The organism is Solicola gregarius (assembly GCF_025790165.1).
GTDB classification, from domain to species: domain Bacteria; phylum Actinomycetota; class Actinomycetes; order Propionibacteriales; family Nocardioidaceae; genus Solicola; species Solicola gregarius.
The window spans coordinates 3,170,037-3,195,019 of sequence record NZ_CP094970.1; the positions used below are offsets into that span (position 1 = coordinate 3,170,037).

Genomic DNA, 24,983 nt, shown 5'->3' on the forward strand with positions numbered 1-24,983 from the left:
TGATCGATCGCGATTGTGGACCTGCGGCCTGACACCGGGTCCTGGGGGATAGCCTCGGTACGTGCCCACCCCCGACGCGATCGCGAAGGCGGTCGACGACCTGAGCGACGAGCTGCGTGACCTGCGGCGTGATCTGCACGCGCATCCGGAGCTCGCGTGGCACGAGGAGCGTACGACCGACGCCGTGGTGTCGATGCTCGAGAAGGGCGGCGTCGCGTACGAGCGGCTCAACGGCAGCGGCGTCGTCGCGGAGGTCGGATCACCGGGCCGCCCGATCGTCGCGTTGCGCGGCGACATGGACGGCCTGCCCCTCGAAGACACCACCACCGACCCGTGGCGGTCACGTACGCCGGGCGTGGCACACGCGTGCGGCCACGACGTACACACCAGCGCCCTGGTGGGCGCTGCGCTGGCACTGAGCTCGGTGCACGCAGAGTCGCCGTTGCCGGTACGCGCGCGGCTACTGTTCCAGCCCGCCGAGGAGATCATGCCCGGCGGCGCGCACAAGGTCATCGACGCCGACGCGCTCGAGGGTGTCGACCGGATCTTCGCCGTGCACTGCGACCCCTCCGTCGACGTCGGCCAGGTCGGGTTGCGCGACGGCGCGATCACCGGCGCATGCGACTCGATCAGGGTTCGGCTGAGCGGACGCGGCGGGCACACGTCCCGCCCGCACCTGACCCAGGACCTCACGTACGCCTTGGCGGCGCTGCTGACCCAACTGCCGGCGGCTCTCTCGCGCCGGCTCGACCCGCGTGCCGGCGCCAGCATGGTGTGGGGAGTCATCCAGGCCGGTAACGCGCTGAACGTCATCCCGTCGAGCGGCGAGATCGCGGGCACGCTGCGGATGCTCGACGCCGCGGCGTGGCACGAGGCCGAACACCTCGTCCGCACGCTCATCCGCGACCTCATCGCACCGTACGGCGTGAGCGCCGACGTGACGTACGTTCGCGGGGTGCCGCCGGTGGTGAACGACACCGCCTGCACCTCTGCCCTACGCCGCGCGGTCGAGTCGACGCTCGGCGCCGGGGCCGTCGCGGCGGCGGGCCAGAGCCTCGGCGGCGAGGACTTCGCGTGGTACCTCGAGCGCGTTCCCGGTGCGATGGGCCGGCTCGGAACCCGTACGCCCGGCGGGCCGACGTACGACCTGCATCAAGGCAGCCTTCGGGTGGACGAGCGGGCGGTCGACATCGGTGCCAAGCTGCTGGCGACCGTCGCCGTCGACACCGCGTGACACCCGGCAACCCCGGAGGGTGAGCCCGGCACATTCCGGCGAGATCACGAGTCGGTATCGAGTTAGGCCAGAGTCGGCCGTTCCGGCATTCGAGACCGGCAGGATGACTAGACTGCGGTGCGCGCAGCGCTCGCTGCCCACGAAATCTCTCTAGGAGGCCCGGTGAAGACGACGGGACGAATCGCGGCTCTCGCCGCAATCTCGGTTCTTGTGCTCGCAGGATGCGGCGACCGACCCGACGACGACAACGACAACGGGTCGAGCGACCAGGCGAGCGAGAGCAGCGAGCCGACCGAGAGCAACCCCGACTTCAAGGCGTGCATGGTCTCCGACTCCGGAGGGTTCGACGACAAGTCGTTCAACCAGACGTCGTACAAGGGTCTCACCGATGCGGTCGACCAGCTCGGCATCGAGAAGGCCGAGCTCGAGTCGCAGACCGACAGCGACTACCCCGACAACCTGAAGGCGATGGTCGGCGAGGACTGCAACGCCATCGTCACGGTCGGCTTCAAGCTCGCCGCGGCGACTGATGCATCGGCGAAGCAGAACCCGAAGATCGACTACGCGATCGTCGACAGCGTGCCCGAGAAGCCGCTCCCGAACGTCCGCGGCCTCGCGTTCGACACCGCGCAGTCCAGCTTCCTGGCCGGCTACCTCGCGGCGGGCTCGACCGAGACCGGCAGCGTCGGTACGTTCGGCGGCATCGAGATTCCGACCGTCACGATCTTCATGGACGGGTACTGGGAAGGCGTGCAGTACTACAACGAGCAGAACGACACCGACGTGAAGGTGCTCGGCTGGGACGAAGAGTCGCAGAAGGGCACGTTCACCCAGGACTTCGAGAACAAGTCGAAGGGTCAGAACTCCGCGCAGTCGCTGATCGCGCAGGGCGCCGACGTGATCTTCCCGGTCGCGGGACCCGCTGGCCTCGGCGGACTCCAGGCCGCGAAGGACTCCGGCGGCGACGTCAAGGCGATCTGGGTCGACACCGATGGCTGCGTCAGCGCCGAGGAGTACTGCGACGTGCTGCTGGGTAGCGTCGTCAAGGGTATGGACGTTGCGGTGACGGACGCGATCGCCGACTCGGTCCACGACGAGTTCGACAACAAGACGTACGTCGGCACGCTGGAGAACGACGGCACCGATCTCACCCTCGGGTCCGACCTCGAGGGCGACATCGACCAGGACCTGAAGGACCAGCTCGAGCAGGTCAAGGAAGACATCATCAGCGGCAAGATCGAGATCACCTCTCCGTCGTCGCCGAAGTAGTACCGTTCCGCCGCGGAAGGGGTAGCAGGGTGCTGCCTCTTCCGTGGCGGTCGTTTAGTGTCCTAGCGGAGAACCTGACTCAGGACACTGAGTAGGAGCGCAAAGGTGCAACTCGAGATACGCGGCCTGACCAAGCGGTTCGGGTCGCTCACGGCGAACGACCACATCGACCTGAGCGTCGAGCCCGGTGAGATCCACTGCCTGCTCGGCGAGAACGGCGCGGGCAAGTCGACGCTGATGAACATGCTCTACGGGCTGCTCGAACCCGACGAGGGCGAGATCCTCGCCGACGGGGAGCCGCTCACAATCCGCAGCCCCGGCGATGCCATCGACGCGGGCATCGGCATGGTGCACCAGCACTTCATGCTCGTCCCCGTGTTCACGGTCGCCGAGAACATCATGCTCGGCCACGAGCAGACCGGCCTGCCGGGCGTACTCAGCCGTCGCAAGGCCGCGGTGCTCGTCGGCGACCTGTCCGAGCGGTACGGGTTGAGCGTCGACCCCGATGCCAAGGTCGCGGACGTGTCGGTCGGCGTGCAGCAGCGGGTCGAGATCCTGAAGGCGCTGATCAAGGACGCCGAGGTGTTGATCCTCGACGAGCCGACCGCCGTACTCACTCCGCAGGAGACCGACGAGCTGTTCACGATCATGCGCCAGCTACGCGACAGCGGCACGTCGATCGTGTTCATCACCCACAAGCTCAGGGAGGTCCGCGCGATCGCCGATCGCATCACGGTGATCCGGCGCGGCAAGGTCGTGGCGACCGCCGAGCCGTCGGCGTCGGAGTCCGAGCTCGCCGAGCTGATGGTCGGCCGCGAGGTGAGCCTGACCGTCGACCGGTCCGCCTCCGTCGACATCGGCGACCCGGTGCTCGAGGTGCGCGACCTGACCATCATCGACGAGCGCGGCCATACCGCCGTCGACCACGTCTCGCTCGACGTACGCGCGGGGGAGGTGCTCGGTCTCGCCGGCGTGCAGGGCAACGGGCAGACCGAGTTCGTCGCGGCGCTGCTCGGACTCACCGAGCCCGCGACGGGCACGGTCGCGCTGTCCGGCACCGATATCGGCGGGTACGGCCCGGCGAGAAGCCTGCGCGCGGGCATCGGGTTCGTGCCCGAGGACCGCAAGCACGACGGGTTCGTCGAGTCGTTCACGGTCGCGGAGAACCTCGTTCTCGACCTCTACCGGCACGACGAGTTCTCGGCCGGTCTCCAGCTGCGATGGGACAAGATCTACGAGAACGCCGACCACCGGATCGCCGAGTTCGACATCCGTACCCAGGGTTCGACGGAGCACGTGGGCTCGCTGTCCGGCGGCAACCAGCAGAAGGTCGTGCTCGCCCGCGAGCTGTCCCGGCCGCTGCGGCTGCTCGTCGCGTCGCAGCCGACCCGGGGACTGGATGTCGGGTCCATCGAGTTCGTGCACAAGCGCATCATGGCCGAGCGGGAGAACGGCACGGCCGTGCTCATCGTCTCCACGGAGCTGGACGAGATCGTCGGCCTGTCCGACCGGGTCGCGGTGATGTACGGCGGCCGGGTCGCGGGGATCGTGCCGCCCGACACGCCACGCGAGGAGCTCGGCCTGCTGATGGCCGGAGTGACACCGGAGGGTGCTCGACATGTCTGAGCAAGAGACCGCCGAGCCGTCGCGGCCGAAGCAGCAAGCGCGGCCGTCCGTCGTCAGCGAGTGGATCCCCACGGTCTGGCTGACGTTCCTCTCGATCGTCCTCGCGCTCGTCGTCGGGGCCGTGCTCATCGTCGTCAGCAGCGACGAGGTCATCTCGTCGCTGGACTACTTCTTCTCGTACCCGTGGGACACGATCTCGGCGGCCGGCGAGGCCATCGTCGACTCCTACTGGGCGCTGCTGGACGGCTCGTTCGGCTCGGGCAATGCGATCGCGTCGACGCTCGAACGCGCGGCCCCGCTGGCGTGCGCGGGCCTCGGCGTCACGCTCGCGTTCCGGGTCGGCCTGTTCAACATCGGTGCCCAGGGCCAGATCATCTCCGGCTCGATCTGCGCCGCGTACGTCGGCTTCACCTGGGACCTCCCGCCCGTGCTGCACCTGATCGTCGCGCTGTTCGCCGGTCTGCTCGGTGGCGCGATCTGGGGCGGCATCGTGGGTGTGCTCAAGTCGCAGACCGGTGCGCACGAGGTGATCGTCACGATCATGCTCAACTACGTGGCCCTCGCGATCCTGCGCTGGCTGCTGACGCTGAACGACTTCCAGGTTCCCGGTTCGAACAACCCCAAGAGCCCGGTCGTCGACGGCTCCGCGTCCTTCCCCGACTTCCTCGGCGTGCACTCGGGCGTGTTCGTCGCGCTGCTCGCGGCCGTCGGTGTGTGGTGGCTGCTGTCGCGATCCACTCTCGGCTTCGAGATGCGCGCCGTCGGTGCCAACCCGGCCGCGTCGCGTACGGCCGGGATGAGCGTCGCGCGGGCGTACACGTTGGCCATGGTGATCGCCGGTCTGCTCGCCGGTCTGGCGGGCACGCAGCAGGTGCTCGGTCACGACGACCCGCTGACGGACGGCATCGCCGGCTCACTCGGCTTCGACGCGATCACGGTGTCCCTGCTCGGGCGCGCGACTCCGAGCGGCACGGTATTGGCGGCGGTCCTGTTCGGGGCCCTCAGCACGGGCGGGCGGCAGATGCAGGCATCGACGGGTACGCCACTCGACCTGACGACCGTCCTGCAGGCGATGATCGTGCTGTTCGTCGCGGCGCCCGCGCTCGTACGATCCGTGTTCCGCGTACGCGCCGCCGAGGGCGGCGGCGCCGTGCTGGCGAAGGGGTGGAACGCATGAGCGTCGATCAGACCGTCGCGGAGCCCGCCGAGGCGCCGGTGAGCCCGGCCGAACGAAGTCGTACCCGGCGCATCACGACGATCCTGGCGATCGCGACGGCGCTGTTGCTGTTGATGTGGTGGAAGACCGAGAGCGGAGACTTCACCTTCCTGCTGCAGCCGACATCGTCGGACACCGACGAGATCTCGGTGTCCACCGACGGCAAGCGGCTCGTGATGTACTGCACGATCATCGCGATCGTGGGTCTGGTGTTGTTCGCGGCGAAACTGGCGCGCCGGGGTGCCCTGTTCGGGGCACTGATGGCGCTGGTCGGCGTCGCGTTCATCGTCGGCTTCTGCGCCTGGGCGTACTCCGGCCAGGACACCCCGAGCCCGCTGCCGATGACGAACCCGCTCGAGGGCACGGTCCAGTACGCAACGCCGCTCGTGCTCGGCGCGCTGTGCGGCGCGATGTGCGAGCGCGCCGGTGTGATCAATGTCGGGATCGAGGCGCAGTTCCTCGCCGGCGCGTTCTTCGCGTCCGTCTCGGCCTCGCTCGCGTACAGCGCCTGGATGGGCCTGGTCGGCGGCATCGGTGCCGGGATCGCGATCGGGGCCCTGCTCGCGCTGTTCGCCATCCGCTACCTGGTGAACCAGGTCGTACTCGGAGTCGTGCTCGTCGTCTTCGCGACCGGCATCACCGGGTTCTTGCTCGACCAGATCCCCAGCGACCAGGTGGAGCTGCTGAACAGCCCGCCGATCCTTGCGACGTGGGAGATCCCCGGTCTGTCGGAGCTGCCGGTCGTCGGCGCGGCGCTGTTCGCCCAGAACTGGCTCGTCTACATCATGTACCTCAGCGTGCCGGTCGCCTGGTTCCTGCTGTTCCAGACCCGTTGGGGCCTGCGCGTACGCGCGGTCGGCGAGCACCCGACCGCGGCCGACACGGTCGGCATCAAGGTGCGCGGCAGGCGGTGGCAGGCGGTACTGGTCGGCGGCATCTTCGCCGGGTTGGGCGGTGCGTTCTACACCGTCGGCTCGACGGGTGCGTTCGACAAGGACGTGTCCGCTGGCACCGGCTTCATCGCGCTCGCGGCGCTCATCATGGGCCGCTGGCATCCGGTCGGTGCGGCGCTCGCGGCGCTGTTCTTCGGCTTCGTCTCGCAGCTGCAGACCCAGCTGCAGATCCTCGCGAAGCTGCCGACCGAGCTGCTCGCGATGACGCCGTACCTCGCGACGATCATCGTCGTCGCCGGGTTCGTCGGCCGGGCCATTCCGCCCGCGGCCGACGGAGAACCGTACGTTAAGTCCTGACATGACCACTCGCGATGACATCGACTGGCCGGCCTTGCGGTCGGCCGCGGCGGAGGCGATGACGCGGGCGTACGCGCCGTACTCGCAGTTCCCCGTTGGAGCCGCCGCACTCGTCGACGACGGTCGCGTGGTCGTCGGCTGCAACGTCGAGAACGCCGCGTACGGTGTCACGCTCTGCGCGGAGTGTGGGTTGGTCTCGGATCTGGCGGTCGGCGGCGGCGGGCGGCTCGTCGCGTTCACCTGCTGCGGCGGCGACGGCCGACGCCTGATGCCGTGCGGCCGCTGCCGGCAGCTGCTGTGGGAGCATGGCGGGCCCGAGCTGCTCGTCGACACGCCGGCCGGCGTACTGACGATGGATGCCGTGCTGCCGCAGGCGTTCGGCGCGGACGATCTCGAGTCGAGGGAGGGCCGATGACCGAGCGGCACGATGCCGTCACGATCATCGCGGCGAAGCGCGACCGCGGTGAGCTGAGCGACGACCAGATCGACTGGGTCGTCGACGCGTACACCCGAAGCGTCGTCGCCGACGAACAGATGTCGGCGCTCGCGATGGCGATCCTGCTCAACGGCATGGGCCGGCGTGAGATCGCTCGCTGGACGGCCGCGATGATCGCGTCGGGCGAGCGGATGGACTTCGCAGGGCTCTCGCGACCGACCGCGGACAAGCACTCCACCGGCGGCGTCGGCGACAAGATCACGCTGCCCCTCGCGCCCCTGGTCGCGTCCTACGGGGTTGCGGTGCCGCAGCTGTCGGGGCGCGGCCTCGGTCACACCGGTGGCACGCTCGACAAGCTGGAGTCGATCCCCGGCTGGCGGGCCGACCTGTCCAACGACGCGATGCTGGCCCAGCTCGAGGACGTCGGTGCCGTGATCTGCGCGGCCGGCTCCGGCCTCGCACCGGCGGACAAGAAGCTGTACGCACTTCGCGACGTGACCGGCACGGTGGAGTCGATCCCGATGATCGCCAGCTCGATCATGAGCAAGAAGATCGCCGAGGGCACCGGCTCGCTCGTACTCGACGTCAAGGTGGGCTCGGGTGCGTTCATGAAGTCGTACGACGACGCGCGCGAGCTGGCCGAGACGATGGTCGCGCTCGGCACCGATGCGGGTGTACGTACGACCGCACTGCTCACCGACATGGCGACTCCGCTCGGCATGACCGCAGGCAACGCCGTCGAGGTACGCGAGTCGGTCGAGGTGCTCGCCGGGGGAGGCCCCGGCGACGTCGTCGAGCTGACCGTCGCCCTCGCCCGAGAGATGCTCGCGGCGGTCGGCCGCGACGACGTCGACCCCGCCGACGCGCTGCGCGACGGGCGCGCCATGGACGTGTGGCGGCGGATGATCGCGGCGCAGGGCGGCGACCCGGACGCGGAACTGCCCCGTGCTCGGGAGACGCAGGTCGTTACGGCGCCGAGCGACGGTGTGCTCGCACGGCTCGACGCGTTCGACGTCGGCGTGTGTGCCTGGCGCCTCGGCGCAGGCCGGGCACGTGCAGGCGAATCCGTGCAGGCGGCCGCGGGCGTCGAGCTGCACGCCAAACCGGGTGATGCCGTGGCGGCCGGGCAGCCGCTGCTGACCCTGCACACCGACACCCCGGAACGGTTCGACCGCGCCCTGGAAGCGGTCGACGGCGCGTACGACATCGCCGAGCCGGGGGCGGACGTGCAGCGCGGAGACATCGTCCTCGACCACATACGGTGAGGAGAGAGTTTTGGCCCTGCGAGGAGAGACTTCTGGCCGCGGACCGCGGCCAGAAGTCTCTCCTCGCAGGGCCAAAACTCTCTCCTCACCGTGCAGTAGACGTACTGTCCTGCGCGGCCTCGCCGCTGCGGCCCTCCTCCCCCTCACCGGCTGCTTCGGTGACGACTGGGACTCCTTTCCTGACACGACCCTGACCCTTGCGACCGGCAACGCCGGTGGCGTGTTCGCGAGATACGGCGACGCGCTCGGCGCCGTACTCGCGAGCCGGCTCGGCGTCGAGGTCGAGATCTCGCAGACCGACGCGTCCGTCGAGAACCTCCGCCTCGTCGCGGATGCCCGCGCGGACATCGCGATGACCCTCGGTGACACCGCGGCCGATGCGATCCGTGGCCGCGGCGTGTACGACGAACCGCTCGATGTCGTCGCCGTGGCGCGTACGTACGACAGCTTCGTGCACCTGGTCGTACGCGCCGAGTCCCCGATCCAGACGGTTGCCGACCTGCGCGGCAAACGGGTAGGCGTCGGCCGCCATGACTCCGGCACCCGGCTGGTCGCCGTTCGCATCCTGCGCGAGAACGCCGTCCCGCTCGACGCCGTCCAGATTTCGACCCGTCACCTGCAGGACGACGCCGAAGCCCTCGTCGACGACCGGCTGGACGCCTTCTTCTTCGTCAGCGGTCTGCCCAACGAGGCGATCGCGACGCTGAGCGAACGCATCCCGATCCGGCTCATCGGCCTGGAGAAGACGGTCGAGGCGATGATCCGCAGCTATGAGTCCGAGTACGTCGCGGGCCCGATACCGGCGTCGACGTACCGTCTGACGACGGCGACCGAGACGGTGAGCGTCAAGAACTACATCGTCGCCGACCCTGCCATGCCCGACGACCTCGCGTACGCGGTGACGCGGGTGATGTTCGAGGCACAGGACGCGATCGATGCCCGCGCTGCCGGTGTGGGACAGCCGAACCTGGCGGCCGGCATCTTCACGAGTCCGCTCGACCTGCACCCGGGGGCGCTGCGGTACTTCCGGGAGCAGCGGCCCGACGTTTGAATGCCACCTGCACCTCGAGTCCACCTCCGTCCGGGCTCGAGACGTCGAAGCGTCCGCCGACATCCTCGACGCGGGCACGTACGATCGCGAGACCGAGCCCGGTGCCCGCGACGTTCTGGTGGGTGCGGCCGCGGAAGAACCTCGCACCGACCTTCCCCACGTCGTCGGGCATCAGCCCGGGGCCGCGATCGCGGACAGCGACGACGACCTCGTCGCCGATCGTGCGTACAGCGACGTCAACGGGGGAGTCCGGGGCGAACTTCGCCGCGTTGTCCAACAGCGCGTCGAGCACGAGGTCGACGGTGTCCGCGGTCGTGTACGCGAAGCACTCCCGCGGTGCGTCCAGAGCGAGACCGTCGATGGCCGGCGCCCACATCTCACAACGGTGGCGGGTACGCCCCGCGACGTCGACCGGCTCCGGCGTCACCTGCCTGGCGCCGACCTGGCTCAGGTCGAGTAGCGACTCGACGATCGAGTTCAGGCGGTCGGTCTCCTCGATCGCCATCTCCGCCTCGTCGCCGTCGCTCGGGTCCGCCCGCAGGTTCTCGACTCGCAGGCGGAGTGCGGTGAGCGGATTTCCCAGCTGGTGCGAGGCATCGGCGATCAGTTCCCGCTGCTGACGTTGCGATGTCTCGACGTTGTCGGCCATCTGGTTGAACGATCGGGCGAGGTGGCGCAGCTCCGGTGGACCGGTCGTGGACGGAACTCGGGTGCCGAGGTCGCCGTGTGCGAGTCTTCTCGCCGCGACGTCGAGATCGCCTACCGGACGCAGGATCCAGCGCACGAACGGGCCGACGAGCCCGCCGGCGGCGACCGCCAGTACCGCGAGTCCGGCGATCGCCAGCCACGCGAGTCGTGTCGAAACAGCGGATCGGATCGAGTCGGTCGGAGCGATCATCACCACGGCGCCGAGTACGTGCGCGTCGCGCCCGACGGGCGATCCGACGACGAACGACGGACCATGCCACGGCCACACCGTCTCGGGCTGCGGCGACCCGCTCCCGGACAGCGCTCGGTCCAGTACGTCGGCGACGCGTCCCTCGTCGACGTCGATGGTCACCTGTGACGCCGCGACGACCTGACGATTTGCGTCGGTGACGAGCACCTCGCCGCCGTACACCTCGACGTAACGGCGCAGGTCGGCGGTCAGCCGTCCGAACCGGCCAGTCTCCAGGGACTCCTGGGCGAGCACGGCGAACCGTGTCACGTCGGTCAGCCGCGCCGTGAACGAGTCCTGCGTGCGGTCCTCCGCGTACGCGCTGACGAGCGGTGCCATCAGGGCGACCAGCAGCAGGCTGAGCAGTACGCCCGCAACCACCACGAGACGCCGCCGCATCTCAGTGCCTGCTACGCGTCCAGTACGCCGGCGAGCCTGTAGCCCGCTCCGCGTACCGTCTCGATGAGGGTCGGCTCGCCCAGCTTGGCGCGAAGAGTGGCGACGTGGACGTCGATCGTGCGCGACGCTCCGACCCACGACGTCGCCCAGATCGTCTCCATGATCGCCTCGCGCGTCACCAGGTCACCATTACTTCGTACGAGCAGGTGCAGAAGATCGAACTCCTTACGTGCAAGGGAGATCGGCTGCTCGTCGACGTACGCCCGACGCGCACCCGCATCGATGCGGATGCGGCCGAACTCGTCGACGTCCGCCGCGGGATGCTTGTCGAAGCGGCGCATGACGGCGTCGATCCGCGCGACCAGCTCGGCGAGCCGGTACGGCTTCGTCACATAGTCGTCGACACCGGAGCGCAGTGCCGCGACCACCATCGACTCCTCACGGCGGGCCGTGACCGCGATGATCGGGACCTCACTGGTCATCCGGATCTGGCGGCAGAGCGCCAGGCCGTCCTGATCGGGCAGCCCCATGTCGAGCAGGATCAGGTCGATGCCCTCGAGTCGGCCCAGCGCCTCCGCGGCCGTGGCGGCGCGGTCGACTCGCAGGTTCGCCCGGTGCAGCGCGGGCCTCAGCGCCGCGACCACCCGGTCGTCGTCCTCGACCAGCAGGATGTGCATGACGCGCCAGCCTAACGGCTACGGTCTTGGCGGCGACGAATGTCAAGCCTCTGTAAAGACTTGACCGCGGCCCGTTGTTATGACCCAGGTCACGTCAATACGTTACCCGGCATGCCTGCACCAACAGCGACCGACGGCGATGCCGAGCGGCACCCGCAAGGAGTCGACGACGGGGCCGTCGACGCCAAGCCGGTTGACACGGCGGCGTTGGCCACCGAGTTCGACGAGGAGCGCCCGGCACGCCGTCTCTCGGTGCGCCTGGATCTGTTCGTCAACCTGTGGTGCTTTCTGGTCTCGATCTTCGTGCTGCGGCAGGTGTTCTCGCCACTCGACCTCGGCAACCAGTACTACCTGGTGTACTTCCTCGCGCTCACGCTGCCGCTGGTGTTCCTCTGCTACCGCGCGCGGGCGTCACGCAAGCCGAAGGACGGCGCCGAGGCCGTGGCACTCGCCGCGCGCAAGGACGATCCGGGCATCCTCGACTGGGTGCTGGCGATCGTCGCGCTCGTCGTCGGGCTCTATCCCGTGTTGCCCATCCCGGAGACGGCAAACGGTTTCGGCGGGTTCGAGGGATTCCTCGACCGGCAGGGTTCGTTGCTCACGTACGACGTGGTCGCCGGCGTGATTCTGATGGTGCTGGTGTTGGAGGCGACCCGGCGTACGACCGGTCTCGTGCTGCCGATCGTATGTGTGGTGTTCTTCTGCTACGCGTACTACGGCGGGTATCTGCCGATCGAGTGGTCGATCTCCCATATCGGCCTCGACATCGAGCAGATCGTCAACGCCCTGTACAACGAGGCGAGCGGGTTCTTCGGCGTACCTCTGGACGTCGCCGCGACGTACATCGTGCTGTTCACGATCTACGGTGCCGTGCTCGACCGGATGGGCGCGGGCCGGTTCTTCGTGGAGTTCGCATTCTCGCTGTTTCGCAAGTCGGGTACGGCGCCCGGGCGTACGGTCGCGACGTCCGGCTTCCTGCTCGGTACGGTTTCGGGCTCGGGCACGGCCACGGCGGTGACGCTCGGCTCGTTCGCGTGGCCGATCCTCAAGCGGGCGGGCTATCCACGCGAGTCCGCCGGTGGCATGCTCGCCGCGTCGGGCATCGGTGCGATCCTCTCGCCGCCGACCATGGGCGCCGCGGCGTTCATCATCGCGGAGTACCTCGGGGTCTCGTACTTCTCGGTGCTCGGCTGGGCGATCATTCCGACGCTGCTGTACTACCTCGGCATCTTCCTCGCCGTCGAGATCGACGCCAGGCGGTTCGGTGCGCGCCGGGTCGAGCTGGCGATCGGCAGCCCGCTGCGGCTGTTGCTCCGGTCCGGGTACCACTTCATCAGCCTCGGGGTGATCGTGTTCTTCCTCGCCAACGACATCCCGCCGTTCCGCGCCGTCGTGTACGCAACGGGCGTCGCGGCCCTGTTCGGGCTGGCGGAGGCCGTCCTGTCCCGCCGACCCGTCGTGAGCGGCATCGACGAGGACGAGGACCTGGATGCCGACCCACTGCCCCTGAAGCAGTCGTTGCTCTCGTACGTCTCGCGGCTCTACGCGGCGCTGTCCGCGGGAGTACGTACCAGCCTGCCTGTCGTCGCGGTGTGCGCCGCCGCCGGGATCATCACCTCCGTCATCGCCAAGACCGGGCTCGGCCAGACGCTGGCCGACATGCTGGTCGACGCGGCCGAGGTGCTCGCGCCGAACGACTCCGCGATGATCGTGCTGACGGCATTGTTCTCGGCCATCGCGATCCTGATCCTCGGCCTCGCCGTACCGGTGACGGCATCCTTCATCCTGAGCTGGGTGATCATCGGGCCGGCGCTGATCGGCCTCGGCATCGGGTCGCCCGAGGTCGCGATGTTCATCTTCTACTACGCAGTGCTTTCGGAGGTGTCGCCGCCGACGGCACTCGCCGCGGTCGCGTCGTCGGCAATCACCGGCGGCCGGGTGATTCCGACCATGATGCAGGCGTGCAAGTACACATTGCCCGCATTCCTTGCCCCGCTGGCGTTCGTGGCAACAGACAACGGTCGGCTGCTCCTCGCTCGGGGTGACGCCGTTGACATCGGATGGGCGTTCGTTGCCTGTGGGTTGGCGGTCGGCGCACTCGCGGTGGCGACGAGTGGCTGGATGTTCGGACCGACCGGCCTCATCGAGCGAGTCCTGTGCCTGCCGGCCGCCCTGCTGCTGCTCTACCTCGAGCCGATCTCCATCGCGATCGGTGTCGCCCTGCTCGTCGTCGCCGCGGCGTACCACCTTGCCGTACGCGGGCGGGGCGGCGGCGATCGTACGCAACCCGATCCAGCAACAACCTGAAGCCGAAAACCCCCGCATAAGGAGACGCGACAATGAAGCGAACGATTCGGATGACCGCGCTCGGTCTGGCAGCGGTCATGGCGCTGAGCGCATGTGGCGGTCAGCGCGATGACGACGACGCCGGGTCCGACGCCGACGAGGACAGCTGCGATCCCGGTTCCGGACGGGTCAATATCGCGACCGGGAACTCGACGGGCGTGTACTTCGTCATGGGCGGTGGTTTCGCCGAGCTGATCAATGACGAGACCGATCTGCAGGCAACCTCGGCCGAGACCGGCGCGTCCGTGCAGAACATCGAGCAGGTCGTCGCCGGCGACTACGACATCGGCTTCTCGCTCGCGGACTCGGCGGCCGATGCGATCAACGGGGACGGCGACTTCGGGAGCCCGCAGGACATCTCGACGCTCGGCCGCATCTACCCGAACTACACCCAGGTCGTCGTACGCAAGGACGCCGGGATCGACTCGATCGCCGACTTCGAGGGCAAGGCGATCTCGACCGGGTCACCGCAGTCGGGCACCGAGGTGATCGCGAACCGGTTGATCGAGGCGTCCGGCCTCGAGGTCGACGACGTGAAGGCGCAGCGGCTCGACCTCACGCAGACGATCGACGGGATGAAGGACGGCAGCATCGACGGGTTCGTATGGTCCGGCGGGCTGCCGACGCCGGCACTCACCGACCTGTTCACGTCGATGGGCGACGAGATGGAGTTCGTGGATCCCACGCCGCTGCTGCCGAAGCTGAAGCAGGTCAACGAGGTGTACACGGAGGGCTCGGTGCCTGCTGCGACGTATGGGCTCGACAAGGACGTGCCCTCGATCGTGGTGCCGAACGTGCTGGTGGTCCGCAATGACATGCCCGACAACCTCGCGTGTGGTCTGACCGACCTGCTGTACAGCGAGACCGACGAGCTGGTCGACGTACACCCGTCGGCGAAGGACATCAAGGTCGAGACCGCGACCGACACGGGACCGATCCCGGTCCACCCGGGGTCGCAGCGCGCCCTCGACGAGCTCTCCCAGTAACGCTGAGGAGAGGATCCCGACCCGCTGAGGAGAGGATCCGGGCCCGCCGAGGAGAGGATCCGTGCCCGCCGAGGAGAGGATCCGTGCCCGCCGAGGAGAGGATCCCGACCCGGGCGCCGGGCCGGAAGTCTCTCCTCGCCGGGCCGGAAGTCTCTCCTCACCGGGCCAGAACCCTCTCCTCACCGTTGAGATAGGTTCGGGGCATGCGCGTACTCACTGGCAGGGAAGAGGTTGCGGCGGCCGCGGGCGAGGAGCTCGGCGTCAGTGACTGGCTGCGGATCACCCAGGAGCGCATCGACGCGTTCGCCGACGCGACGGGTGACCATCAATGGATCCACGTCGATCCCGAGCGGGCCGCATCGGGCCCGTTCGGGAAGACGATCGCGCATGGGTACCTGACCCTCTCGTTGGTGCCGTTCTTCGGGTCCGAGGTGTTCGCGTTCGGCGGCGACGGCGCGAAGCTGAACTACGGCACGAACAAGGTTCGTTTTCCGGCGCCGGTACCGGTCGGCTCCCGGATCCGCGCGCGGATCGAGCTCGCCCAGGTCAGCGAGATACCCGCCGGCCAGCAGTGCGTCGTGAAGTACACGGTGGAGCTCGAGGGCTCCGAGAAGCCGGCCTGCATCGCGGAGACCGTCGTCTTGTTGCTCGACCGGGCCTGACGGAGATGCCGATGGATGAGAAGCTCGTACGCGCGGCGCCGAAGGCGCTGTTGCACGACCACCTCGACGGCGGACTGCGCCCGCAGACCGTGCTCGAGCTCGCCACGGAGGTACGCCACCCGCTGCCCGCCGACGACGTGGAGTCCCTCGGGCAGTGGTTCCGCGACGCGGCCGACTCGGGATCGCTCGAACGCTACCTGGAGACGTTCGACCACACGGTCGCCGTGATGCAGCGCGCCGACCAGCTCGAGCGCGTGGCGCGCGAGTGCGTCGAAGACCTCGCCGCCGACGGAGTCGTGTACGCGGAGGTGCGGTGGGCGCCGGAGCAGCATCTCGCCGAAGGGCTCACGGCACCCGAGGCAATCGATGCGGTGCAGGGCGGCTTCGACCGCGGCATGGCCGAGGCCGCCGAGAACGGTCACCCGATCGTCGTACGTCAGCTGTTGACGGCGATGCGGCATCAGGCCCGCTCGCGGGAGATCGCCGAGCTCGCCGTCGCGTACCGAGACGCCGGGGTCGCCGGCTTCGACATCGCCGGCGCCGAGGCGGGCTTCCCGCCGACCCGCCACCTCGACGCGTTCGAGTACCTGCAGCGGGAGAACGCGCACTTCACGATTCACGCGGGCGAGGCCTTCGGGCTGCCGTCGATCTGGGAGGCGATCCAGTGGTGCGGCGCCGACCGCTTGGGCCACGGCGTACGCATCATCGACGACATCGCCCTCGCCGACCCCGCCGGTCCGCGGCTCGGTCGGCTCGCGGCGTACGTGCGTGACAACCGGATCCCACTCGAGATGTGCCCGACCTCGAACCTCCAGACCGGTGCGGCGTCCTCGATCGCAGACCATCCGATCGGACCGCTGACCGAGCTGCGGTTCCGGGTGACCGTCAACACCGACAACCGGCTGATGAGCGGCACGTCGATGACGCGGGAGATGCTGCTCCTCGGTGACGCCTTCGGGTACGGGCCGTCGGACCTGTTGTGGTTCACGGTCAACGCGATGAAGAGTGCGTTCCTGCCGTTCGACGAGCGACTGCGGATCATCAACGACGTGATCAAGCCCGGCTACGCTGCGTTGACCTAGCCACCACGCTGCGCGAACGCGCCGACTACGCAGGGCAGTTGGCCGACCGACCGCTTGTCGTACGTCTAAACTGTGGCGTCGGTCACACTGGTGCCGAGGCGTCGGCGACCGTGCTACCTTCCACCCCGATCAGGTCAACGTAGGCGCGAGGTGCGGCATGGAAGGACGCCATTCGGCGGCGGACCGTGGTACGTCGCGCCGTGTGGGGCCCGGTCCGCTGGTTCTGGGCGCTGCGGTGATCGCGTTCGTGGTGGCCGTCGGACTCGTCATCCGGTGGCAGACCGCAGGCGGAGGTGACGCGGCGGCGTCGGCCGACTCCTGTGGCGAGACCGTCGCGATCGCCGCGAGTCCCGACATCGCCGATGTCGTCGACGAGGTCGTGGCGTCGAGCGACGACGGCTGTGGGACGTACGAGGTCGAGGCCAGCTCGGCGGCAGACGTCGCGAAGGCGCTGACGTCCGGTGAGGGCATGCCCGACGCCTGGATCCCGGACTCCACGGTCGAGGTCGACCGGGTTGCGGGGGTCGCGGCCACCGCGCCGGTCGTGCTCGAGGCGTCGCTCGCATCGTCACCTGTCGTTGTCGTGGGCTCGGAACCGGCCGAGTCGAGCTGGCGCGACGTACTGGCGGCCGATGACCTCTCGCTGGGAGATCCGACCTCGAGTACGCCCGCCGTCATGGCGTTGATCGCGGCGCGGGCGGAGGCCCAGGCGGCCGGGGCTAGCGACGACGAGCTCAAACAGGACTTGGTGTCGGTCGCGCAGTCGGGTGCGAGCAGCTCCGACGGTTCAACGGCCGCCGACCAGGTCACCAAGCTGGCATCGGACGGAGGCACCGCAGTGGCCTCCGAGCAGTCGGTGCTCGCCAACCGGTCCGGCGCGGCGAAGAACCTGCGGATGTCCGTGCCGGACAGCGGCACCCTGTCGCTCGACTACCCGCTCGTACTGTCTGCGTCGTCCGAGCGTCGCGACTCCACGTCGGCGGGGGTCGACGCACTGTCCATCATGCTCACGTCGGCACAGGCACAGGACGCGTTCGCGAAGGCCGGGTTCCGGTCACCGGAGGGTGCGCCGGTCGACGACGGCGTCGGCGACGTGAAGAGCTCACCGATGCCCCGGACCGACGAGGTCGCCTCGCTGCTCAGCGCCTGGACGCTGTTGTCGCGCCCGAGCCGTACGCTCGCCGTCATCGACGTCTCGGGTTCGATGCAGTACGCCGCCGGCGACAGCAGTCGGATGGCGCTCACGGTCGACGCCGCGAATGCCGGTCGAGAGCTCTTTCCCGACGGCAGTGCGATGGGGCTGTGGGCGTTCTCCGTTGGACTCGGCGAGAACGGTAAGGACTATCTGCCGCTCGTGCCTGTTCGTCGCCTCGACGCCGCGGTCGGAGGGAGCAGCCAGCGCGACGTTCTGGAGAAGGCGACCGCGGGCCTGATCGGGCGGACCGGCGGCGGCACCGGGCTCTACGACTCGATCCTGGCCGCGTACCGCGCCGCGCAGGAGGGGTACGACCCCAAGGCGGTCAACAGCGTCGTGCTGCTGACCGACGGCGAGAACGAGGACCCCGGCAGTATCGGCCTCGACAAGCTGCTCGACACGCTCGAGAGCGAAGCCGACCCCGACCGTCCGGTCGTCATCGTCACGATCGGGATCACCGAGGACGCCGACGTGTCGGCCCTCGAGGCGATCGCGCACGAGACGGGCGGCACGAGCCACGTCGCCGTCGACCCCGATGACATCGCCAACGTGTTCGTCGAGGCGCTCGCCAACCGCGGCTAGGACGGCAGGTCGCGCAGCCGGCGCTCCGCACGCAGTGGGGTCATCGGCGCGCAGCCCATCTGCTCGGCGGCGCGTACGACCGAGGGCTCCGCGCGCAGCAGCGCCCAACCGCGGCGAACGAGCACCCGAGGCGGCTTGCGCCGCTCGCGCAGATCTCGCGCGAGGCGCAGGACGAACGTCACGATGCGGTGGTGACGCACGCAGATCGCGTCGGCCAGCAGACCGCGAGAGCGACAGCCCTCGACGACGTACGGAGCGAAGATCCCCTCGGCGATGAACACCTCGGCGCCGCCAACTCGTACCTCACGGTGTCCGACCCGCGCGTTGGCGGCGATCTCGTACACGGGAGCGTCGACGTGGCCCTCGCGGCACAGCCGCTCGATCGCGTCGCAGGCCTGCTCGACGTCCCAGGAGCGAGGGTCGTCCCAGTCGACGAGGCCGGGACCGACCATCGGCAGGCCGGGTGCGTCGCCGTCGCGGTAGAAGTCGTCGAGCCGGAGCACGGGCCAGCCGAGCCGGTGCGCGAGCCGTGACTTGCCGGATCCGGACGGACCGGCGAGGACGACGACCCGCGCTCGGGGGCGCGCCGTCACTCCCGTACGAGCAGCAGCGGCCGCATGGCCTGCCGCGCACGGTGGATGCGCGACTTGGCCGTGCCGACCGGGATGTCGAGGGCGCGTGCGATCTCGGCGTAGTCGATCTCTCCGATATCGCGCATCACGAGCGCCTCGACCAGATCGGGCTGGTTGCGTTCGAGGGTCTCGAGCGCCTCCAGCAGGTCGAGGCGGCTGCCGGCGATCACGCTGGTCGTACGCGGGTCGGCGTACGTCGGCATCTCGTCGACGGGGCGCTCCGCGGCGCGGCGCTTCAGCGAACGGTACGTCTGCCGCGCGGCGTTGCTCGCGACGACGTGCAGCCAGGTGGTGAACTTACTGCGTCCCTCGTAGCCCCCGATCTTCGTCGCGATCTTCATCAGCACGTCCTGGCAGGCCTCTTCGGCATCCTGCTGGACCGGGAGGATGCGCTGACACAGGCGCATGACCCGCGGCTGTACGGCCGCGAGTAGCTGGTTGAGCGCAACCTGGTCACCCGCCGACGCGCGGCGGGCGAGGTCGTCGAGATCGACGGTCTGCTCGGTCGTCATAGGGAGCATTGTTGCCCACCGGCGGCGCCGGGTACAGACCACCCTGCACCCCGGCGACGGCCGTACCGACAGAATGGCCCCATGTCCCTGCCTCATCGACTCGGTCGACTGCGGCGAATCTCTCGCATCGGATCGGGCGGGTTCGCCACGGTCTGGCTGTACTCCGACCCCGACCTGCAGTCGTACGTCGCGGTCAAGGCGCTGGCCGACAACTGGGCCGCGCGTACCGACATCAGGGACCGGTTCCTCGAGGAGGCGCGCATCCTGCGCCGCGCCGACTCCGACCACATCGTGCGGGTGTACGACATCGGCGAGACCGACGACGGTACGCCGTACTTCGTGATGAACTACGCCGATCGGGGGACCGTCGCCGGGCTGCTGAACTCACCGTCGCGTGACCTCGCGCTGATCGCCGACCTCGTCTCGCAGGCCGGCGCGGGGCTGCGCCGGCTGCACTCGATGGGCATTCTGCATCGCGACGTGAAGCCGCAGAACCTCCTCCTCGCCGGCGACCACACGGGCTCGTCCCGGCTGATGGTCGCCGACCTCGGCGTCGCGAAGGCGATGCTGCACGCGAGCGGCATCACCCAGGTCGTCGGTACGCCGGCGTACATGGCGCCGGAGCAGGCCGACCCCACCCGCGGCGTCGACAACCGCTGCGACGTCCACGCGCTCGGTGCGGTGGCGTACCACCTCGTGACCGGGCGGCCGGTGCGTACGGGCGGTGTCGAGGCGCTGTTCTCACCCGAGCCGATCCGGCCGCCGACCACCCTGGTGCGCGACCTGCCCGTGTCGCTCGACCAGGTCGTACTCCGGGCCGTCGCGCCCGATCCGGCCCACCGCTGGCCGGACGTCGACTCGTTCAGCACCGCGTTCGTCGAGGCTGCGTCGCGTACGCACACCCGGATGTACGAACCGCCGCGGATCGAGTCGCAGGTGTGGCACCCGGACTTCCCGTCGCCGGTGAGCCCGCCACCGCTGACCCCGCAGAGTCCCGTCCCGCCGTCGCCGCAGAGTCCCGTGCCGCCGTCGTCCGGTCGGCCAACGCCTCCGCCACGGTCGTCCGTACGCCGCAGCCTCTTCGCCGTGCTCGCCGCCCTTGTCGTGGTCGCGGTCGTGGTCGGCGCGGTGCTCGTGCTGCAGGAGCTCAGCGACGACGATCCGGCAGCCGGGCCGGACATCGAGCTCGCCGGCGGCTGGAGCGATGCGAAGGAGGTCGGCGAGTCGACCTGGTCGTACACCAGCGACGAGGCCGACCTCGAGCTGGTCGTCAGCACCGCGGCCTCGGAGGAGTCGGTAGACGACGCGGCCAAGGAGTACATGAACAGCATCGAGTCCGACGGCTACACCCAGGAGGCGAGCAAGGAGCTCACCACCGAGGAGCAGCTCGGTGACTGGCAGGTCGGCTGGGACCTCGAGTACTCCAAGGGCGACCGCTATTACTGGCGTTGGTACTTCGGCAACACGAGCCCCGAAACGGCCGGCTGGGTCGAAATCAACGGCCCGGAGTCGAACATCACGAGCGCCGACCAGCGGGAGAACGCCGAGGCGCTGCTCAAGGCCGTGCGCGAAGAGGTCGTCGTCGGCACGGAATAGGTCAGCGCGATGGTCGTCGAGACATCAAGGCCACGACCAGCACCATCGCGATACCCGCCGCGATCGCGCCCCACCAGAGGATGTCGCTCATCGCGGTGGCCGACGCGTCGCGTACCGCGGTCGCCACGCCGTCGCGGTATGCGGCCGGCACCTGGTCGAGCACGGAGACGCCGGCGCCGGAGCCGACGGCCTCGCCGAGCTCGCGTGCCGAGTCGGCCGGAACGCCCGACCCTGCCAGCGCGTCGGAGGTCGCGTCGACACCGCTGTTGTAGAAGAGCACGCCGAGTACGGCGACTCCGGCGGCCACGCCGACCTGTCGCATGGTGCTCACCACGCCCGTCGCCATTCCGGCACGCGCCGGCTCGACGGCGTCGAGCGCCGCCTGGGTCAGGCACGCGCTCAGGACGCCCGCACCGGACCCGGCGATGATGAACCCGGGTACGAACACAGTCCATTCCGATGAACCGTCGACCTGCGCCATCCAGGCCATCCCGATCGTCACCAGCAGCAGTCCGCCCGAGACGGTCCACACGGCACGCACGCGGTCGACCAGTCGTGCGGCGAGCGGGGCTGCGACGAAGGACGCAACCGTGAAGGCCAGGAACCTCAGCCCGGCGTCGAACGGCTCGTACGCGAAGGTGTTCACGAAGTACAGCCCGAGGTACGTGGTCGATGCGATCACGGTGGCGCTGACGGCGAGCGCCGCGAGGCTGACGCCGGCGTACGAACGGCTGCGGAAGAGCGCGAGGTCGAGCATCGGCTCGGCCGTACGTACCTCGCAGACCAGGAACGCGATGCACGCGATCGCCGAACCCACGAACAGCGCGAGGATCGGTGCAGACGTCCAGCCGTCGGCATGGCCCCTGATCAGTCCGAGCAGCAGGGTGAGCAGCGTGATCGTCAGCAGCGTGGTGCCGGGCCAGTCGGCGCGTCGCGGGTGCTCTGCGCGCGACTCGGGCAGGATTCGCGCGCCCGCGATCAGGGCGATCACGCCGACCGGGACGTTCACCAGGAAGATCCAGCGCCAGCCCGCGGCGTCGACCAGCAGGCCTCCGACCAGGGGGCCGATCGCGGTCGCGGCGCCGAGGGTCGCACCGAACACGCCGACGGCGGCCGCACGCGCCTTCGGCTCACGGAACGTGTCGCCGATGATCGGGATCGCGGTGCCGAACAGCATCGCGCCGCCGATGCCCTGCAGTGCCCGGGTGAGGTCGAGCGCGAGCGCGTTGCCCGCGAGCGCACAGGCGAGCGATCCGACCGTGAAGACCACCATTCCGGCGAGGAACACGCGGCGACGCCCGATCCGGTCGCCGATGGTGGCCGACGTCAGCAGCAGGCAGGCCAGCGAGAGCGCGTACGCGTCGACGACCCACTGCAGGTCGGCCAGGCTCGCGTCGAGGCTCTGCTGCATGTCGCCGAGCGCGACGGCCACGACCGTCACGTCGAGCAGCAGCATGAAGATCGCCGTGCACACGATGGCAAGGGTCCAGCCGCGTCGGGTGCGCGGGCGCCCGGCCGTCACCGAGGTCGTGGTGGTCATGAGGTCCCCCAGGTTCGAATTGGGCTACACTCGTAGCCCAATAGAGATGAGTTAACACCTGTAGCGCAACACCTGTCAACCCAATTGGACGGATCTGTGCCGAAACCCAGCCCCACCCGACGGCCCTCCGCTCGCAGGGGCGAAGGCGAGAAGCTCCGCAACGAGATCCTCGACGTGACGGCGCGGCTGCTCGAGGAGTCCGGCGACGCCCGTACGCTCTCGCTGCGGGCGATCGCCCGCGAGGTCGGTGTCGCGGCGACGTCGATCTACCTGCACTTCGACTCACTCGACGCTGCCACTGTCGCGGTGAAGGACCAGAAGTACGGCGAGCTGCGGGAGGCGCTGTTGGCTGCCGACGAAGGTGCGCGCGACGACCCGCGGAGCCGGCTCCGCGCGGCGACCCGGGCGTACGTCGACTTCGCCCTCGAGCGTCCGGGGACCTACAGGGTGCTGTTCTCGACCAACCTCAACCTTCCACCGGCAGGCGACGGCGGGTTCGTCGGCGAGAGCGCGTTCGGGGTTGCCGTCGAGGTGCTACGCGAGTCCGGCAAGACAGACGAGGAGGCGCACATGGCGGCCACCCAGCTGTGGTGCCTGATGCACGGCATGGTCACCCTCCGCGCGGACCATCCGAACTTCCACTGGCCGTCCCTCGACGAGCAGATCGACGACCTCCTCGACCGGATGCTGCTCGCGTAGCCCCCACCCAGCCACCGTGAGCATGACGTTTCGGCCCCGGAATCGGCTTTGAGGGCCGAAACGTCATGCTCACCGGGGGGCTGCAGGCGGGTGCGGGTGCTCAGTCCAGGTCCGCCCAGAAGTCGCACTGGTGCACTTCGGCGAACGCGGTCGGCGCGACGCGCTCGCCCGACAGCCCTTGGACGGTCTCGCGGTGGTCGAAGGGCCGCCACCGCGGCAGGCCGTGGCCGTTCGGGTTTCCGCTCCGGGCGAATCGTCCCCAGTAGCCGAGCAGCACCGGCGTCAGGCGTTCGTCACCCGGCGTCGCCCAGCCGATGTCGAACAGGTACGGCAGCTCGGACCCGTGGTACGCCGCGAACGGGATCCCGCCGAACTCCACTCCGGAGTCCTGTGTCACCTCGTACGCGTACACCGGTGTGGTCCTCGCGGCGGCGCGCGCTGTGTCCAGGGTTGGGCACGCACCGATCCGCTTGCCCCAGTCGGTGAGCACCGCTGCCAAGGCGAAGGCCGGGCGGTCGTAGTCGGCGGCCGGGTAGCGGTCGAGCACCGATGGCGCCCGCGCGCCGAACGTGTCGCGTACGAGGTCTTCGTACGCCCGGTCGGTCAGTACCTTGTCGCCGCCCTGGAGGTCGTACGCGGACGCGACGAACGACCTCATCTCGTCGCGGACGCTGCCGATCACCATCGGGGTGTCGGCGGCAGCGCCGTTGCGAAGGGCCGTGCCGGGCTGGATCGGCAGGAACCGGGTGCCCGCGACCGGACCCCAGGGATCGTCGGCCACCGTCCCGGTCACCGACCGCACCGGAGGCAGGCTGCGCACCATGCGCCGCACGGGTACGTCGCGCAGACATCGGCCGACGTCTTGCGCAGCGGCACAGTCGACGTTGCGGATCGCGCGTGCTCCCTTGTCGTCGGCGGCCCGTTTGGTCGTGACGGTGTTCGTACAAGCGCCGCTCATCACCACGGCGCGGTCGAACAGGCCGCGGGAGCGCCGCGACGCGAGGTGTGCGCACACGCTGCGGGCCCCGGCCGACTGGCCGATCAGGGTGACCGCACGCCGGTCTCCATCGAACGCCTCGGCGTTGCGGCGCACCCATCGCAGCGCCGCGGCCTGGTCCTGCAGCCCGTAGTTGCCGGAGGTCGCCCCTCGCGCATCGAGCGACGGCGAGGAGAGGAAGCCGAGTGCGCCGAGCCGGTAGTTCGGCGTCACCACGACGGCGCCCGCGGCCTCTGCGAGGCGCGCCGCGTCGTACTCCGCGCTCGACCCAGAGGTGAGCCCGCCACCGTAGAGCCAGACGATCACGGGCATCCGCTCGTGGCGGCGTGCGTGAGAGGGCCGGGTGACATCGAGGTACAGGCAGTCCTCCCGTCCGACGAGGCGGGTATCGCCGTTCTGGTCGGTGTCCAGCTGTGCGCACGCGTCCGCGGGCTCGGTCGCATCTCGTACGCCGTGCCAGTGCTGTGGCCGGCGCGGCGCCGTCCAGCGTCGGTCGCCGACCGGAGGTGCTGCGAAGGGCACTCCCTTGAAGCGGACGACCCCGTCGGCGGCTTCACCGCGGAGCCAGCCCTGGTGTACGCGCGTCACGGTGTCGGGAGTTGCGGCACTCGGCGGGGAAGCCCCGGAGGTTCCTGCTGTCCATGGCAGGAAGGTGGCGATGACGGCGAGAGCGGCGGCTGTGGCAAGAGTTCGAATCGACATACGCATACGTTGGCGCGACAAGGAGGTGCGCGTCGTCCGCCGGTTGGCGGCATCTCCCGTACTGCGCTCGGCGTACGAGCCCACGCGTCGAT

The 24,983-nt window shown here is 69.3% G+C and carries 21 protein-coding genes; 15 read left to right on the forward strand and 6 right to left on the reverse strand.

Features of this window, described 5'->3' with window-relative positions; translation table 11 throughout:
- The first annotated feature begins 61 nt into the window (after positions 1–61).
- From L0C25_RS15585 to L0C25_RS15620, 8 genes are all read left to right on the forward strand, one after another.
- Positions 62–1,234, forward strand: coding sequence for an amidohydrolase (locus L0C25_RS15585; RefSeq protein WP_271632596.1), 1,173 nt, complete (start codon positions 62–64; stop codon positions 1,232–1,234).
- Positions 1,235–1,396: 162 nt separating this feature from the next.
- A complete protein-coding gene (locus L0C25_RS15590) occupies positions 1,397–2,503 on the forward strand; it encodes a BMP family lipoprotein (RefSeq protein WP_271632597.1) in 1,107 nt (368 codons plus the stop codon).
- Positions 2,504–2,608: 105 nt separating this feature from the next.
- Positions 2,609–4,129: an ABC transporter ATP-binding protein gene (locus L0C25_RS15595; RefSeq protein WP_271632598.1), complete on the forward strand. Its 1,521-nt coding sequence runs from the start codon at positions 2,609–2,611 to the stop codon at positions 4,127–4,129.
- Positions 4,122–5,306 (forward strand): ABC transporter permease, encoded by a 1,185-nt coding sequence (locus tag L0C25_RS15600; RefSeq protein ID WP_271632599.1) that lies wholly within the window; start codon positions 4,122–4,124, stop codon positions 5,304–5,306. Before L0C25_RS15595 ends, L0C25_RS15600 begins: the two co-directional genes overlap by 8 nt.
- On the forward strand, positions 5,303–6,595 hold the full coding sequence (locus L0C25_RS15605; protein ID WP_271632600.1) for an ABC transporter permease: 1,293 nt from the start codon (positions 5,303–5,305) through the stop codon (positions 6,593–6,595). Before L0C25_RS15600 ends, L0C25_RS15605 begins: the two co-directional genes overlap by 4 nt.
- 1 nt (position 6,596) lies before the next feature.
- On the forward strand, positions 6,597–7,010 hold the full coding sequence (locus L0C25_RS15610; RefSeq protein ID WP_271632601.1) for a cytidine deaminase: 414 nt from the start codon (positions 6,597–6,599) through the stop codon (positions 7,008–7,010).
- Positions 7,007–8,296: a thymidine phosphorylase gene (locus L0C25_RS15615; protein ID WP_271632602.1), complete on the forward strand. Its 1,290-nt coding sequence runs from the start codon at positions 7,007–7,009 to the stop codon at positions 8,294–8,296. Before L0C25_RS15610 ends, L0C25_RS15615 begins: the two co-directional genes overlap by 4 nt.
- A 10-nt stretch (positions 8,297–8,306) precedes the next feature.
- Positions 8,307–9,347, forward strand: coding sequence for a TAXI family TRAP transporter solute-binding subunit (locus L0C25_RS15620; protein ID WP_271632603.1), 1,041 nt, complete (start codon positions 8,307–8,309; stop codon positions 9,345–9,347).
- Here the strand turns inward: L0C25_RS15620 and L0C25_RS15625 are convergent.
- Both L0C25_RS15625 and L0C25_RS15630 read right to left on the reverse strand, forming a co-directional pair.
- Entirely contained in the window at positions 9,280–10,683 is a 1,404-nt protein-coding gene (locus tag L0C25_RS15625; protein ID WP_271632605.1) for a sensor histidine kinase, read from the reverse strand. The two genes, L0C25_RS15620 and L0C25_RS15625, sit on opposite strands and share 68 nt — an antisense overlap.
- A gap of 11 nt (positions 10,684–10,694) precedes the next feature.
- A complete protein-coding gene (locus L0C25_RS15630) occupies positions 10,695–11,360 on the reverse strand; it encodes a response regulator transcription factor (protein ID WP_271632606.1) in 666 nt (221 codons plus the stop codon).
- 111 nt (positions 11,361–11,471) lie between these two features.
- Here L0C25_RS15630 and L0C25_RS15635 point away from each other — a divergent pair, with 111 nt between their 5' ends.
- The 5 genes from L0C25_RS15635 to L0C25_RS15655 all read left to right on the forward strand — a co-directional run bounded on the left by L0C25_RS15635 (position 11,472) and on the right by L0C25_RS15655 (position 18,213).
- Positions 11,472–13,667 (forward strand): TRAP transporter permease, encoded by a 2,196-nt coding sequence (locus L0C25_RS15635; protein WP_271632607.1) that lies wholly within the window; start codon positions 11,472–11,474, stop codon positions 13,665–13,667.
- 32 nt (positions 13,668–13,699) lie between these two features.
- Positions 13,700–14,692 carry a TAXI family TRAP transporter solute-binding subunit gene (locus tag L0C25_RS15640; RefSeq protein WP_271632608.1) on the forward strand — a complete coding sequence of 331 codons (993 nt, stop codon included), beginning with the start codon at positions 13,700–13,702 and terminating at the stop codon, positions 14,690–14,692.
- A 203-nt stretch (positions 14,693–14,895) separates the two neighbouring features.
- Positions 14,896–15,354, forward strand: coding sequence for a MaoC family dehydratase (locus L0C25_RS15645; RefSeq protein ID WP_271632609.1), 459 nt, complete (start codon positions 14,896–14,898; stop codon positions 15,352–15,354).
- Positions 15,355–15,359: 5 nt separating this feature from the next.
- A complete protein-coding gene (locus tag L0C25_RS15650; protein WP_271632610.1) occupies positions 15,360–16,436 on the forward strand; it encodes an adenosine deaminase in 1,077 nt (358 codons plus the stop codon).
- A 157-nt stretch (positions 16,437–16,593) separates the two neighbouring features.
- A complete protein-coding gene (locus L0C25_RS15655) occupies positions 16,594–18,213 on the forward strand; it encodes a substrate-binding domain-containing protein (RefSeq protein WP_271632611.1) in 1,620 nt (539 codons plus the stop codon).
- Here the strand turns inward: L0C25_RS15655 and L0C25_RS15660 are convergent.
- Positions 18,210–18,806: a uridine kinase family protein gene (locus L0C25_RS15660; RefSeq protein WP_271632612.1), complete on the reverse strand. Its 597-nt coding sequence runs from the start codon at positions 18,804–18,806 to the stop codon at positions 18,210–18,212. The genes L0C25_RS15655 and L0C25_RS15660 overlap by 4 nt on opposite strands.
- The gene (locus tag L0C25_RS15665; protein WP_271632613.1) at positions 18,803–19,357 is read right to left on the reverse strand and encodes an RNA polymerase sigma factor; all 555 of its coding nucleotides are present in this window, start codon (positions 19,355–19,357) and stop codon (positions 18,803–18,805) included. The genes L0C25_RS15660 and L0C25_RS15665 overlap by 4 nt, the downstream gene beginning before the upstream one ends.
- A gap of 81 nt (positions 19,358–19,438) precedes the next feature.
- On the opposite strand from L0C25_RS15665, the gene L0C25_RS15670 reads away from it, so the two are divergent.
- A complete protein-coding gene (locus tag L0C25_RS15670) occupies positions 19,439–20,953 on the forward strand; it encodes a serine/threonine-protein kinase (RefSeq protein ID WP_271632614.1) in 1,515 nt (504 codons plus the stop codon).
- A 1-nt stretch (position 20,954) separates the two neighbouring features.
- Here the strand turns inward: L0C25_RS15670 and L0C25_RS15675 are convergent, their stop codons facing one another.
- Positions 20,955–22,493 (reverse strand): MFS transporter, encoded by a 1,539-nt coding sequence (locus tag L0C25_RS15675; protein WP_271632615.1) that lies wholly within the window; start codon positions 22,491–22,493, stop codon positions 20,955–20,957.
- A 96-nt stretch (positions 22,494–22,589) separates the two neighbouring features.
- Here L0C25_RS15675 and L0C25_RS15680 point away from each other — a divergent pair, with 96 nt between their 5' ends.
- The gene (locus L0C25_RS15680) at positions 22,590–23,192 is read left to right on the forward strand and encodes a TetR/AcrR family transcriptional regulator (protein WP_271632616.1); all 603 of its coding nucleotides are present in this window, start codon (positions 22,590–22,592) and stop codon (positions 23,190–23,192) included.
- Positions 23,193–23,292: 100 nt separating this feature from the next.
- Here the strand turns inward: L0C25_RS15680 and L0C25_RS15685 are convergent, their stop codons facing one another.
- Positions 23,293–24,891 carry a carboxylesterase/lipase family protein gene (locus L0C25_RS15685; RefSeq protein ID WP_271632617.1) on the reverse strand — a complete coding sequence of 533 codons (1,599 nt, stop codon included), beginning with the start codon at positions 24,889–24,891 and terminating at the stop codon, positions 23,293–23,295.
- Between the last annotated feature and the right edge of the window lie 92 nt (positions 24,892–24,983).

Coding starts and splice junctions, on each gene's coding strand:
- L0C25_RS15600 (WP_271632599.1), top strand. CDS start 4,122: ATGTCTGAGCAAGAGACCGCCGAGCCGTCGCGGCCGAAGCAGCAAGCG.
- L0C25_RS15605 (WP_271632600.1), top strand. CDS start 5,303: ATGAGCGTCGATCAGACCGTCGCGGAGCCCGCCGAGGCGCCGGTGAGC.
- L0C25_RS15610 (WP_271632601.1), top strand. CDS start 6,597: ATGACCACTCGCGATGACATCGACTGGCCGGCCTTGCGGTCGGCCGCG.
- L0C25_RS15615 (WP_271632602.1), top strand. CDS start 7,007: ATGACCGAGCGGCACGATGCCGTCACGATCATCGCGGCGAAGCGCGAC.
- L0C25_RS15625 (WP_271632605.1), bottom strand. CDS start 10,683: ATGCGGCGGCGTCTCGTGGTGGTTGCGGGCGTACTGCTCAGCCTGCTG.
- L0C25_RS15630 (WP_271632606.1), bottom strand. CDS start 11,360: ATGCACATCCTGCTGGTCGAGGACGACGACCGGGTGGTCGCGGCGCTG.
- L0C25_RS15635 (WP_271632607.1), top strand. CDS start 11,472: ATGCCTGCACCAACAGCGACCGACGGCGATGCCGAGCGGCACCCGCAA.
- L0C25_RS15640 (WP_271632608.1), top strand. CDS start 13,700: ATGAAGCGAACGATTCGGATGACCGCGCTCGGTCTGGCAGCGGTCATG.
- L0C25_RS15645 (WP_271632609.1), top strand. CDS start 14,896: ATGCGCGTACTCACTGGCAGGGAAGAGGTTGCGGCGGCCGCGGGCGAG.
- L0C25_RS15650 (WP_271632610.1), top strand. CDS start 15,360: ATGCCGATGGATGAGAAGCTCGTACGCGCGGCGCCGAAGGCGCTGTTG.
- L0C25_RS15655 (WP_271632611.1), top strand. CDS start 16,594: ATGGAAGGACGCCATTCGGCGGCGGACCGTGGTACGTCGCGCCGTGTG.
- L0C25_RS15665 (WP_271632613.1), bottom strand. CDS start 19,357: ATGACGACCGAGCAGACCGTCGATCTCGACGACCTCGCCCGCCGCGCG.
- L0C25_RS15670 (WP_271632614.1), top strand. CDS start 19,439: ATGTCCCTGCCTCATCGACTCGGTCGACTGCGGCGAATCTCTCGCATC.
- L0C25_RS15675 (WP_271632615.1), bottom strand. CDS start 22,493: ATGACCACCACGACCTCGGTGACGGCCGGGCGCCCGCGCACCCGACGC.
- L0C25_RS15685 (WP_271632617.1), bottom strand. CDS start 24,891: ATGTCGATTCGAACTCTTGCCACAGCCGCCGCTCTCGCCGTCATCGCC.